The sequence below is a fragment of the Acidisphaera sp. S103 genome (assembly GCF_009765975.1).
Classification (GTDB): Bacteria; Pseudomonadota; Alphaproteobacteria; order Acetobacterales; family Acetobacteraceae; genus Rhodopila.
The window spans coordinates 3,454-16,096 of sequence record NZ_LMUJ01000085.1; the positions used below are offsets into that span (position 1 = coordinate 3,454).

The following is a 12,643-nucleotide window of genomic DNA, read 5'->3' on the forward strand; positions in this document are numbered from 1 at the left end:
AAAAGACGAGCCGATGGCAAATGTCCATACGATCACCCGGTCAGCATTCACCCCCGAATACAACGCCCCCACCAGATCGTTCGAAACCGCTCGGATTCCAAGTCCCACACGGGTGTGGTGCAGGAAGACCTGCAGCGCGGCCAGCATGACGCAGGCCGCACCGAAGATGATGAAATCGCCGCGCGCGAAGACGATCTGTCCCCAGGGGATCGGGTCGTTGATCATCAGCCGGTCGGGGATCGGCTGCATGTCGCCGCCGAAGGCGATTTCGGCGAGTTCCCGCACCACAATGCCGACCGCCAGGGACGACAGCAGCGTCGCTTCCCGCAGTGCGCGCGATTTCAACGCGGCTTCGTCGCGGGACCGGCGCAACGGACGAAAGGCGACGCGTTCCAGGCCGATACCCAGCATCGCGCCGATGGCCCCCACGATCAGCACCAGGACGATCAGCGGCGGCGAGAACGCCAGCGCGATCATCAGGCCGGCGAAGGCACCCAGCATGTAGATCTCTCCGTGCGCGAAATTCACCGCGTCCAGGACACCAAAGATCAGGGTGAAGCCGATGGCGAGCAGCGCGTAGCACAGGCCGGCACTGAGGCCGTTCACCACATCCTGCAACAGGATCCAATCCATGTCCGGGTCAGAACTTTGGTGCGTAATCGACTTTGCCGTTCTCGACCCGGACCGTAACCAGACCGTACCGAACGACATCCCGCGTTTCAGGGTCGATCGAGAGGGCACCGTTCGCCCCCTCATAGCGCCCGAGCTTCATCAGTTGTTGGCGGACCCCGTCGCGCGTCACATCCGGCCACGCCCGCTTGGCGGCCAGCATGGCGATACTGGCCGCGTCACAGCCGTATGCGGACCAGATATCGGGTGCCTTGCTGTATTTTTTCTGGAACCCGGCAACGAAGGCGCGCACCTCCGGTGTGTCGCGCTCCGGGTTGAACAGGCGCGAGGAATACATGCCGTCGAATGCGTCACCGGCCAATCGCAGGGATCGTTCGGTCACCCCGACCCCTGAATCGACCACGGGAATGTCTGTCAGGCCAAGCTGCTTGCGTTGTTTCATGAACGTCGCGGCTTCTTCCTCCAGCATCGCCAGAAAGATCGCCTCGGGCCTGGACCGGCGCAGTTGCGTCAATATGGCACGAAAGTCGGAGGTGCCCTCATTGTAGATCTCGTCATCCGTCACCTCGCCGCCATCCTTCTTGAGCTGCGCGATGAAGGTTTGCCCGACCGACTGGCCCCAGTCGGTCTGCACCTGGATCACCGCAACCCGTTTCTTATGCAACGTGTTCACGGTGAAGTCGGCCAGTGGATCGATATAGCTCGGCACCGTCTCGCTGGTGCGGAACATCCATTTGTTCATCTTGACCAGGTCGGGATGCGACGCCGTCGGAGTCATTTCCACGAGGCCTGCGCGGCCATAAGTGTCCGCCGCCGCCATGGTCGCGGTGGATGTGAAGTCGCTGACCGAAATGAACACGGTCTTGTCGTCGATCAGCCGTTCGGCGATGTTCACCGTTTCCTTCGGGTCGCCTTGGCTGTCACTGCACGCCAGCACGAAATGCGCGCCCGGCATCTGGTGGGAGGCGTTGAAGCTGTCGACGGCGAGTTGCATGCCTTGTTCGATTGGTTGGCCGAAGCCCACCATCCGGCCCGACAGCGGCAGCGAACACCCGATGGTCAGCACCCTGTCCTCCGCCCGGGCGGTTCCAATCGCGGCCAACACCGCGATTACGGCGAGCAGTGTTCTCATGTCTCAAGTCCCTTTTTTCATGCAGCAGCCGGGGAGCCGCCCAGATAGGTGCTGATCACACGTCCGGTCCGGACGATTTCGGCGGCAGGACCATCAAGGACGATGTGTCCGCCCTCCATCAGGTACGCATGATCGGCGACGGCCAGCGCGGCACGGGCGTTCTGCTCGACCATCAGGATCGATGTGCCGGATTCCCGGATCCGCTCGACCAGGGCAAAGATCGACCGCACCACCAGCGGCGCGAGCCCCAGCGAAGGCTCATCCAGCAGCAGCAGGCGGGGGCTGGCCATCAGCGCCCGCCCGATGCACAGCATCTGCTGTTCGCCGCCGGAGAGTGATCCCGCCTTTTGCCGCAGCCTGGTTTTCAGCAGAGGGAACAGATCGAAGATCCGTTCCATGGACGTGGCGATCTCCCCAGGCGGGCGCAGCGAGGCCCCCACGCGCAGATTGTCGCCGACGGTCATGGCCGCGAAGATATGCCGCCCTTCCGGCGCTTGGGCGATCCCGGCCGCGACGATCGTGTGCGCGGGGCGATTCAGTATCTCGTTGCCGTCGAAGCGGATCGATCCGGTGGCGTTGCGGTAGATCCCGCTGATCGTGCGCATCAGCGTGGTCTTGCCCACGCCGTTGCTGCCCAGCAGGCAGACGATCTGTCCCTCATTCACCCGCAGCGCCACATCGCGCAGAACGACCTGCGCACCAATCGGCACCGTCAGGTTTTCAACCCGCAGCAGATCGGTCATTCGGCACCGCCCAGATAGGCCCGTTGCACTTCGGGGTCGGCCTGGACCTCGGCTGGTGCGGCGTCGGCGATCTTCCGGCCGGCCGCCAGTACGACCACACGCCGGCAGGTGCTCATGACCAGACCCATGTCGTGCTCGACCAGCAGGAGCGTCAGGCCCGAGGCATTCAACCCACGCATGAAATCGGCGAGTTCAATCGTTTCGGTCTCGTTCAATCCGGCGGCCGGTTCGTCCAGGATCAGCAACTCCGGCTCCGTCGCCAGCGCTCGGGCGATTTCCAGGTATTTTCGCCGCCCATAGGGCAGCGTGGTGACCGCATCCGTGGCATGGCCGGCCAGTCCGACCCGCTCCAGCGCCTGCCACGTGCGCTGCGTGATCGCGGTGGTTCGGTTGCCGCCGATAAAGGCCCGCCAGGCCGGGAACCCCAGCGCGCCGATGGCGCCGGCGGCCACGTTGTCGAAGACGGTCAGGTTCGGAAACACACGCAGGTTCTGGAAGGTGCGAGAAATCCCGAAATGCGCGATCCGGTGTGCCGCCTTTCCGTCGATCCGCCGGCCCTTGAACCGGATACGTCCGCTGCTCGGTCGCACGAAACCACTGATCAGATTGAACAGCGTCGTCTTGCCTGCGCCGTTGGGACCGATGATGCCCAGCAGTTCCCCACGCGCGATCGCCAGATCGACGCCGTCCACCGCCTGCACACCGCCGAAGCGGCGGCTGACCGCCTCCAGTTCCAGGAACGGTCGGATGGCCGATGCCGTGTCCCGGCCGATCGAGCGGACGGTTCCATCCATCGTGGCTCAGGCGGTAGCGTATGTGGCGCGGCCGATCGCGAGCAACTGCCCGGCCTCGTTGGCTACATCGACATCCACCACGCCGACGGTCTTGCCGTTGCGGCGTACGCGCGCGGTCACTACCAGGGCGGTATTGATCGCGGGCCGCAAGTAGTCCACGCGGAAATTGACGGTCGGCAGCGGCCGGCCCAGCAGCATCACCAGCGCGTAGTCGCCGACCGTATCGATCACAGCCGCGATTGGCCCGCCATGCCACTGACCGGACCCTTTGAGGCGTTCGAATTCGGCACGCATCGGTGCACGCATGACCACTTCCTCTTTCGCGGGATCGGCCGAGATCACGGTCAATCCCATGAAATCGATGAAGGTGGAGTGCGCCAGCCGCTCCTGAAGCTGTTCGACGCCGAGGGGGGAATTGCTCATGGCGTGATCACCAGCTTGCCGAACACCTTGCGGTCCTCGATGCGTTGCAGCGCTTCCGCGGCGCCTTCCAGCGTGTAGGTATCGTCCACCAGTGCCTTCAGCTTGCCGGCCTGCACTAGGTTCAGCAGCGTCACCACGTCTTCCTTCGCCCAGCCATTCGAACCCAGGATTTTCAGCTCGAACGTCCAGATGAAACGAATATCCTCGGCCGGGTCATAGCCGGCGGTCGCGCCGCAGGTCAGCATCCGGCCGCCGACGCGCAGCACGCGCAACGATTTCGTCCAGGTATCGCCACCGGTGTAGTTGACCACGACATCCACGCCGCGATCGGTGCCCTCGCCCCGCCGCACCGGCTTGCCGAACAGCCCATAGGTCGCTTTGACGAAGTCCTGCTCGATGTAGTTGATCGTATGATCAGCACCGAGCGCGCGTAGCCGCGCTTCTTTCTCGGCTGAGCCGGCGCAGGCGATGACGGTGGCCCCGGCGAGTTTCGCAAGTTGCACGCAGCACACACCGACGCCGCCGCTGGCGCCCAGGATCAACACCTTTTCGCCGGCGCGCACCCCGCCGTTGGTGTACATCATCCGCATCGCGGTGCCGTAAGCGCAGGGCAGGGCGGCGGCCTGTTCGAACGACACCCCATCCGGCAGCCGGATCAACTGGTGCGCCTTGGTCCGGCAGAGTTCGGCAAGGCCGCCATGCTGGGTCTCGCCCATCAGCCCGCCTTCGACGCGGTTGATCGGATCAACCACCACACGATCGCCGACCGACCAGCCTTCCACGCCGGCGCCGATTGCCACGATCTCCCCTGCTACATCCAGGCCCATGATGGCAGGCATCGGGATCTTGATCCCCGGCATACCGCGCCGGGTGAACACATCGTGGTAATTGAAGGACGTCGCGCGGACGCGCAGGACCACGTCGCCCTCACCCGGAATGGGATCGGGAAAGTCATTTTCGACCCGCAGCTTTTCAAGGCCGCCATGTTCGCGCAGCACGAGTGCTCTCATTGCATTTGTTCCTTCTTGGCGCGTTGTGCCAATGCGCTTCGATCGATCTTATTCGTTCCGGCGAGCGGCAGTTCGGACAGGAACCAGACCCGGCGAGGATGCAGATAAGGTGCGGCATTTGCCAGTGCGAAGTCCTTTACCGCTTGCTCCGCCAGGTCCGCGCCGGCACGCGCGACCACGAATGCAACTGGCTTCTGCCCCTTGATGTCATCGTCAATGGGGACCACGACGGCCTGATGGATATCGGGATGGCGTTCGAGCATCTTCTCCACCTCGCCGGGGTAAACATTCTCTCCCCCACTCACGAACATGTCGTCGGCCCGTCCGACAAACGTATAGAACCCGTCGGCGTCGCGGCTGAACACGTCGCCGGTGCGATAGAATCCATCCTCCGTCAGTGCCTGGCGGGTCCGTTCCGGCAGGTTGTGGTATTCCGTCATCAGGGCTGGACACTGCATTTCAAGCACGCCCTCATCCGGATTTTCGCCGGTCAACCGCAACATCACACGTGGGTGCGCAACACCTAGCGATAGCTCCGGGGTCGGCAGGCCGTCAGGATGTGGCGCGAAGACGATCGGCCCGGCCTCGGTCGTGCCATAGCCGTTGGTGATGGCGGCGTTCGGAAACGCTTGTCGTACCGCGGCCAGCAAGGTGCGGGAAACAGGGGCGGATCCCATCCGTATCGCGCTGACGGAAGATAGGTCGGTACGCGCCAGGCGTGCGAGTTCACGCAGCATCATCGCGATCATGGTCGGCACCGAGGTCAGCGCGGTCGCCCGATGCGTGCCGATCGCGTCGATGTAGGACGCGGCGGTGAAGCCTGGCAGCAGAATGATCGTATCGCGCTGCGCCAGGGCAGCCTGGCAGACCGCCAGGGCATTCATGTGATAGAGCGGCGCTGCCACCAGCACCCGATGGTCGTCCGCGGACGGTGCCCGACGGCGCATATCAAGTACCCAGAGATGACTGTGATGCGACAGCACCACGCCCTTCGGCCGTCCCGTTGAGCCTGATGTATAAAGAAACATCGCCGCTTCGTGCGGATCCGGCACGACAGCAGTAAACGGGCCCGGATCGAGCAAGGTCTTGAAGTCCGCGCCGAAGACCAGGCACGGCAGGTCGGATGGACAGAGTGCCCGCCGTGCTGCATCGCACAGCACGAGCTTCGCGTCACAGTCGCGCAGGATGTAGTCCACCGTCGCGGCGGGAAGCTTGAAGTTGACGGGCACGGACACCAGTCCGGCCCGCATCGTGCCCAAAAACACAGCCAGATACTCGGCACGGTTAGCCGACAGGATGGCAACGCGCTGGCCTCGGCGTAATCCGCGTGCCAGCAGTCCGCGTGCGACGGCGTCGGACAAGGCGTCTATATCACCGTAGCTATAAGTGTGTGGCGGAGAATCGCCGCCGAGGTCGATCAGTGCGGGCGCATCCGGATTGCCATTGCGATCGATCGCATCGCCGAGATTGGTGAAGGTGGTAGGTTCCAGCTTCAGGTCAGCGGGCATGCTCGTCCTCGAAAAGGATGGTCGTGTTGAACGCGGCCTGCGCCGGAACGATGACCCGGTGTGGGCCGGTCACAAGGCCCGGCACGCCACGCAACAACTGGGCCACGGCCGGCACCGACGCTACGCGGATTGCCAGTGCTGCCAGGAAATCACCCCGCCCGGCAGGGTCGGGTGCGGCCTCACCCAAACGCCCGAGTGTGTCGGCGACTGGCGCCAGCACAACGCTGCCGCCATCGGTCAGTGTCAGGCCGATTGTGCCGTCCGGGCCAGCCGTGAGCGCGCTGAGACCGAAAAGACCGGTGAACAGTGTGGCCTGGCGCGAGGGATCGTTCGTTGCAACCAGGACACGGACGATCTGCCTTGCCCCATTCGCATGCACTTGCCATTCCGGACGCCACACCAACTCCGGCGTCAAATGCTCGCAGAAATAGACCCGGCCGATACCGGAGGAATCGGGCGGTAGATGGGTGGTGCGGAAGCGCGCATCCTGTTCCCGTCCGTCCAGCGTTACCGGGCGCGAAAACGCGCTCACAGGCGATGCAGGAATGCCGGCTGCCCGGGCGCGTGCGGCGGTGTCTTCCGCGTCGTGCGTCTTGAAAACCAGCCCGTTCAGGCCGGCCGGAAACGCGGCGAGTTCGGGGCGGCTCGCGCTATGCTGGCCGAAACCGAGCAGCTCCAGATAATTCGTGCCGAACATCGCCAGGTTGTTGCTGGAACCAAGGGTATGGTGGCCGCGTGGCGTCAGTTGAAAGCCGAGAGCCTGGTAGACACGGGCGGCTTCGTCGATACGGTCCCTGGCATCGACGACGACGTGATCGAGGGTAGCGCCTGCCATCGAATGCTCCTTGTTGGCGGAAGGGTGTACTGCGGCGTCCGGAAAAGCGACATTTTTACGCGGGAGGCAAGGGCTTGGAGAAAATAACAAAAACATCCTTTCATGCCTAATTTCCGGAGAAGCCTCGTCCCTTCTATGAGCGGCGTACACGGGATTTCATGTGCATCCGGTATCGGCGGGGAAAGATGTCGCGCGGTGACTTCCAGCTGATCAGTAGCCCGCGGCGCATCGTCGACGACTTACAGGCCGCAGGATTGACAGCGTGTCAGCTGAGCTATTCGATTTCAAGGTGGCCTTCGGATCGTTGGGCAATCGTATCACGCCGTCGGCGGTGCAAGTTGCGCTGCGACTGCCCAACGAACTGAAACACAAAACAGCACGCTTGCCGCTCCACCCCTCATCAGCGACCGGCAGTGGTTTCTGTCTGTCCCACGAGTTCGGGAAAGAAGACTTCATGCCACGAGCCGGCCAGACTGGCGATCTGGAACGTGAATACGTCCGATGCGCCCGCCTTGCTCATACCAACGGCCCCAAGTGCTGACCCATGAAGAATGTATCAACGGCCAACAGTGTGAGTCTCGTTCGGCGCGTGGCCGCCCCGCCAACCCCACGCGCGATGCCAGTGGCCCTGGTTGTCGGAAGAGTCGGTAGCCAGGGCCACTGGCATCATACGGGCGGGGTCCAGGTAGCACTGGCAATGTCGAGATGCCGCGGGATCAGCTTCAGATCGTAGAATGTATCCGCGATCTTCTGCTGATCCGCGACGACGTCGGGGGTGAGCGGATGCACGCCGAACCCGGTACGACTGAGGAATATCTCCACGATACGGGGCGGCAGACCCATGCCGGGCGCCAGTTCGGCCGCCGCGGCCGCCTGGTTCGCCTCGGCCCAGCGATCGACCTTGTCCAGTTCGCTCAGGATCGTGGACACGACCTTGGGTGCGGTTTTGATGAGCGTGCGCGAGGCAAGTAGGAACTCCCGGTTGGCCACAAGGCCGGTCCCATCGGCCAGCACGCGTGCATGGGTGGCGTCCACGGCCGCGGCCAGATACGGGTCCCAGATCACCCACGCGTCGATGCTGCCCGCCATGAAGGCCGCTCGGGCGTCGGCGGGGGCGAGGTAGGACGGCTGGATGTCAGAATATCGCAATCCGGCGCTCTGCAATGCCCTGACCAGCAGATAGTGGACATTGGATCCCCTGTTGAGAGCAACCGTTTTGCCCCTCAACTGCGCGATGGTCTGAATCGGGGAGTGTTGCGGCACGATGATGGCCTCGCCTTTCGGGGCGGACGGCTCATAGCCGACATAGACCAGTGGCGCGCCACCGGCCTGCGCGAAAACGGGCGGTGCTTCCCCTGTCGTGCCGAAATCGATCGCACCGACGTTCAGTGCTTCCAGAAGCTGCGGTCCACCGGGAAATTCGGTGTAGACGACATCGTATCCAAAGGGGGCCAGCGCCGCCTGCAGCGTGTTACGATCGCGCAGGATGTAGAGCGTGACGCCCTTTTGCGTGCCGATATGCACGACTTTTCCCGCCGCGCGGGCCGGGTGGATGCCAAGGCGGGCCGCGCTCAATGCCGTCGCGGCGAAAAGGCCCGCAGACACCACCTGACGCCGCGTCGTGCGTTTAGGAATGACAGACACCATGGGAACAACCTCTTAAGTCGGTTATCAGCGTTTTCTATTCGTATATTCTATCATAGAACGATAGGAAACGGTACGAACATGGTCAATGGGTGACGTTGCCTCGCATTCGGCGGGCGCCCGCATGTCCGGAACCACATCCCACGCGGCCTCGACCGTCCGTCAGACGTTTCCTTGAGGCGCCTTCCAGCGCGTGGCCCGCCCCTCGATCGCTTCGAGTGTGTAGTTCAGCAGCAGACCAATCGCGGTGATGGCCAGGATGCCGAAATACATTTGCGGAATCAGGAAGCTGTATTGATCGTAGATGATCATGTAGCCAAGCCCGGCCTTTGCTCCAACCATTTCCGATGCCACCAGAACCAGCACGGCGGATGCGCTGGCCAACCGGATCCCGACGAAAATAGTCGGCGAGGCAGCGGGTAAAATCACCCTTGTGAACAACTGTACAGGCGTTGCACCCATGGTGCGGCCGGACTTGATGAGCAGGGGATCAACCTGCTTGACCGCGGCGATCGTGTTCAGCAGCAGAGGCCACGCGCAACTGTAGAACACCATCGTTACCTTCGCGACTTCTCCGATCCCCAGCAGCAGGATGAACACCGGCAGAAGGGCCAACGGTGCGGTGTTGCGCAACACCTCGATCAATTGATTGCACGCCTCGCCCAACCGAGCGTAGCGGCCGATCGCCAATCCCAACGGAATGATCAGCACGACGGCGATGGCGAAGCCGCTCAGCATCCGGAACAGGCTGGCCGTGACGTTGTCGTAGAGCTGGCCATTCAGGGCGAGGCCCCAGCCCGCGGCCAGGACGTCGGACAAAGGCGGCAAAAACGTCGAATCAATCCAGCCGGCCTGTGGCGCGATCTCCCACAGCGACAGCAACACGAGGACCAGCCAGGAGCGGCGCAGCCATCCCGCCAGCCACCGCTGAAGCACGGTTGTCGTGCCCGGTTTCAGGCCAGCGTACCGGCTGAGCGGCCGCGACCGCCGAGGAATAAGTGGAAGACCGGACGTCTCCAGGCTATCCATGGACCGGTTCCTTCCTGGATCGGTCCGGCACCGGATCGGCGGCCACGGACTGGTTTTGCGTCTCCCAGACATCTTCTCGCAGCAACGTCCAGATCTCATGCCTCAACCGGCCGAACAGCGGCAGCGAGCGCACATCGTCACTGCCGCTGTTGAGTTCCTCGGGGATATCGACCACGCGCCCGATACGCCCGGGTCGAGCGGTCATGATCGCCACGCGCTGACCCAGGACGACCGCTTCGTCGATGCCGTGGGTGATGAAGATGATGGTCTTGGCCGTGGCCCGCCATATGCGCAGCAGCTCGATCTGCAGGGTTTCGCGTGTCTGGGCATCGAGTGCGGCGAACGGTTCGTCCATCAGCAGCACATCCGGGTCGTAGGCCAGGCTTCGGGCGATCGCCACGCGCTGCTTCATGCCGCCCGACAATTCATGCGGGTATCGATTGGCGAACGCGGACAGGCCGACAAGCTCCAGGTAGTGCCGAGCCTTTTCCGTGCGTTCGGATGCCCTCACCCTGGCTATTTCGAGGCCGAACGCGATATTCTGCAATGCGGTCCGCCAGGGAAACAAGGCGTATTGCTGGAACACCACGCCCCGGTCGCGTGCCGGGCCCGTGACCGGCCGGCCATCCAGCAGGATTTGTCCGCTGGTCGGCATGGTCAATCCGCCCAGCAGATCGAGCAGCGTCGACTTGCCGCAGCCGCTTGGGCCCACCAGCGTCAGGAACTCGCCGGGCCGAACGTCCAGCGTCGCATCGTCCAGCGCAACGAAACGCCGGGCTGGCCCGTTCCCCTCATCGCGAACTACGAATTCCTTGCGGACTTGCCGCAAGCTGATCTTGGCCGTGCTCATTTCGCGGCTGTCGTAGTTGCGTGCAGGTAGGGATTGAATTGGTTGGTGAACAGATCGCCGGCTTTGACCTGCCCCGGCTTCAGCCAGCCGTCCTTGACCAGCCAGTCGATCCATCGCTGCAAATCCTGATCGGCGATCAGCCCGCCCTGGCCGCTGACTCCGGTGCTCTTCCAATATTTGATCGTCGATGCATCTTCATTGCGCTTCCGCTTGGCAATGATGCTGGTGAAGCGTGCCCGCACCACATCGGGCGGGTTGGTTCGTGCCCACTCGATGGCGCGGGCGACCCCTTCGACGAATTTGCGCGCGGTATTGGGATCGTCCTTGATGAACCGGTCGCGCAAGACATAGGCGCCCCCAGTGAATGTCCCGAACAGATCCGTATCGGCGAACAACCGCCGAATGCCACCCCGTTCCAGCGCCTTGTCGCGCAGCACGTCGCCCAGCGTCGTGACATCGACCTGTCCCTGGCGCAACGCCTGCTCACCGGTGACCGGCGGTATGGCCACCAGGGTCACCTGCTTGATCTCGTCCGGGGTCAGGCCGCCCCGCGTGAGGTACTCGCGCAAGGTAAATTCCAGATGCGCCCCGAGTGTATTGACGGCCACTTTCTTGCCGATCAGGTCGCGTGCGGTCCTGATGGGGCTGTCTGCCTTGACGTAGTAACCCTGCCACGTATTCTGGTCGGACCCGTAATAACCGATGACAGCCTTGATCGGGGCCTTTGCCGCGATCAGCTTGATGATCGCGCCGTAGAACGCACCGCCGAAATCGATGTCGCCGGTCACGACGGTCTGTATGTCCTGCGGTCCGCTGGTGGTGTTGCCGACCCAATCGAGCTTCAGTGGTGCCAGATAGCCCAGATCGTCCGCCAGTTCGGGGAAGGTGACCTGACCGGCCCATCCCTGGTAGCGCAGCGTTGTTTTTTCCAGGGGCTGGGCGAACGCCGGCTGGCCGGCGATCAAGGTCAAGGCGAGGGCGGCGAACCGCACGATAGGCCCGATGTTCATACGATCATTCCCGGAAAAAAATATTATTTATGTCACTTCGGCGGTTTGGGGCTTGGACGCCTTCTTGCGCGTCACGCTGCGCTGTCCATCCACCGCGATCGGGGGAACGCCGGCGATGGTGACACGGCGCACGATCCTTGGTTCCTCGCCGTAATCGTTGATTGCGATGTGCTGGGTAGCTCGGTTGTCCCACATCACGACGTCGCCGGCCTGCCAGCGCCAGCGGAATGTGTAATCCAGCCGGGTGACATGGTCCTGGAACAGGCGCAGCAGCAGTTCGGACTGGTCCTGCGAATGACCGCGGATGCGGCGGACGAAATTGCCCAGGATCAGCGATCGCTGTCCGGTTTCGGGATGCACATGCACCAGCGGGTGGTCGGTTTCGAAGACGGCCGACGTGAACACGTCTTCATAGGCCTTGCGGTCGGCCGCTGACGCGCTGGGGCGTTCCGCGGCGTAGTCGTAGAGATTGCTGTGCACGGCCCAGAGCCGGTCGGCCAAAGCGCGCAGCTCGGGGGTAAGGCCGGCATAGGCGGCGGCGGTGTTGGTCCAGATCGTGTCGCCGCCGTGGCTTGGCACGACGACCGCACGAAGGATACTGATGGCGGGATAGGCAGCGACGAACGTGACGTCGGTATGCCAGCGGTCGGCGCGGCCGCCGCCTCGCGACGCATCCAGTTCCAGGATGCTGGTCCCGGTTCGGGAAGGCGTGGTGGGATGCTCCACCAGGTCTCCGAAGCCGCGGGCAAATCCCTCGTGCGCCGCATCGTCGAGATGCTGCTGGTCGCGGAAGATCACCACCTTGCGGTGAAGCAGGGCCCGGCGGATCGCGCCGAGGATCTCGGCGGGCAGGTTTGCCGAGAGTTTCACGCCGCGTATTTCGGCACCGATATGGCCGGCGATTGGATGGATGCCGAGATCGAAGTTTGCCGCTTCACGAAGAATACTGTCTGACATTGGTGTTTCATCCAGGGTCGGCCGGCGGTCGCCGGCACAGATGGTTGATACGGCAAGTGGTCGGTCGATAGGGATTTA

General features: G+C 63.2%; 14 protein-coding genes. 1 reads left to right on the top strand and 13 read right to left on the bottom strand.

Annotated features, from left to right (window positions below; all coding sequences use genetic code 11):
• The 8 genes from GSQ89_RS28385 to GSQ89_RS28420 form a co-directional block, all read right to left on the bottom strand.
• A partial coding sequence (locus tag GSQ89_RS28385) for a branched-chain amino acid ABC transporter permease (RefSeq protein ID WP_254073409.1) occupies positions 1-633 on the bottom strand: 633 nt, incomplete at its 3' end.
• A 7-nt stretch (positions 634-640) separates the two neighbouring features.
• On the bottom strand, positions 641-1,762 hold the full coding sequence (locus tag GSQ89_RS28390; RefSeq protein WP_158931492.1) for an ABC transporter substrate-binding protein: 1,122 nt from the start codon (positions 1,760-1,762) through the stop codon (positions 641-643).
• Positions 1,763-1,779: 17 nt separating this feature from the next.
• Complete coding sequence (locus GSQ89_RS28395; RefSeq protein ID WP_158931584.1) at positions 1,780-2,496, bottom strand: ABC transporter ATP-binding protein; 717 nt, start codon at positions 2,494-2,496, stop codon at positions 1,780-1,782.
• Positions 2,497-2,501: 5 nt separating this feature from the next.
• The gene (locus GSQ89_RS28400) at positions 2,502-3,299 is read right to left on the bottom strand and encodes an ABC transporter ATP-binding protein (protein ID WP_158931493.1); all 798 of its coding nucleotides are present in this window, start codon (positions 3,297-3,299) and stop codon (positions 2,502-2,504) included.
• Positions 3,300-3,305: 6 nt separating this feature from the next.
• Positions 3,306-3,722, bottom strand: a complete 417-nt coding sequence (locus GSQ89_RS28405) for a PaaI family thioesterase (protein WP_158931494.1) — start codon at positions 3,720-3,722, stop codon at positions 3,306-3,308.
• Entirely contained in the window at positions 3,719-4,732 is a 1,014-nt protein-coding gene (locus GSQ89_RS28410; protein ID WP_158931495.1) for a zinc-binding dehydrogenase, read from the bottom strand. Before GSQ89_RS28410 ends, GSQ89_RS28405 begins: the two co-directional genes overlap by 4 nt.
• Positions 4,729-6,240: a class I adenylate-forming enzyme family protein gene (locus tag GSQ89_RS28415; protein WP_158931496.1), complete on the bottom strand. Its 1,512-nt coding sequence runs from the start codon at positions 6,238-6,240 to the stop codon at positions 4,729-4,731. Before GSQ89_RS28415 ends, GSQ89_RS28410 begins: the two co-directional genes overlap by 4 nt.
• Positions 6,230-7,075, bottom strand: a complete 846-nt coding sequence (locus tag GSQ89_RS28420) for a VOC family protein (RefSeq protein WP_158931497.1) — start codon at positions 7,073-7,075, stop codon at positions 6,230-6,232. The genes GSQ89_RS28415 and GSQ89_RS28420 overlap by 11 nt, the downstream gene beginning before the upstream one ends.
• 262 nt (positions 7,076-7,337) lie before the next feature.
• Between GSQ89_RS28420 and GSQ89_RS28425 the strand changes: the two genes are divergently transcribed.
• On the top strand, positions 7,338-7,616 hold the full coding sequence (locus tag GSQ89_RS28425) for a hypothetical protein (RefSeq protein WP_158931498.1): 279 nt from the start codon (positions 7,338-7,340) through the stop codon (positions 7,614-7,616).
• Positions 7,617-7,741: 125 nt separating this feature from the next.
• Here GSQ89_RS28425 and GSQ89_RS28430 read toward each other — a convergent pair whose 3' ends face one another.
• From GSQ89_RS28430 to GSQ89_RS28450, 5 genes are all read right to left on the bottom strand, one after another.
• Positions 7,742-8,680, bottom strand: a complete 939-nt coding sequence (locus GSQ89_RS28430) for a sulfonate ABC transporter substrate-binding protein (RefSeq protein WP_254073410.1) — start codon at positions 8,678-8,680, stop codon at positions 7,742-7,744.
• A gap of 201 nt (positions 8,681-8,881) precedes the next feature.
• Complete coding sequence (locus tag GSQ89_RS28435) at positions 8,882-9,748, bottom strand: ABC transporter permease (protein ID WP_158931500.1); 867 nt, start codon at positions 9,746-9,748, stop codon at positions 8,882-8,884.
• Entirely contained in the window at positions 9,741-10,598 is an 858-nt protein-coding gene (locus GSQ89_RS28440; RefSeq protein ID WP_158931501.1) for an ABC transporter ATP-binding protein, read from the bottom strand. The genes GSQ89_RS28435 and GSQ89_RS28440 overlap by 8 nt, the downstream gene beginning before the upstream one ends.
• Positions 10,595-11,608 (bottom strand): ABC transporter substrate-binding protein, encoded by a 1,014-nt coding sequence (locus tag GSQ89_RS28445; protein WP_158931502.1) that lies wholly within the window; start codon positions 11,606-11,608, stop codon positions 10,595-10,597. Before GSQ89_RS28445 ends, GSQ89_RS28440 begins: the two co-directional genes overlap by 4 nt.
• Positions 11,609-11,635: 27 nt before the next feature.
• Positions 11,636-12,565 carry a TauD/TfdA family dioxygenase gene (locus GSQ89_RS28450; RefSeq protein WP_158931503.1) on the bottom strand — a complete coding sequence of 310 codons (930 nt, stop codon included), beginning with the start codon at positions 12,563-12,565 and terminating at the stop codon, positions 11,636-11,638.
• Positions 12,566-12,643: the final 78 nt, after the last annotated feature.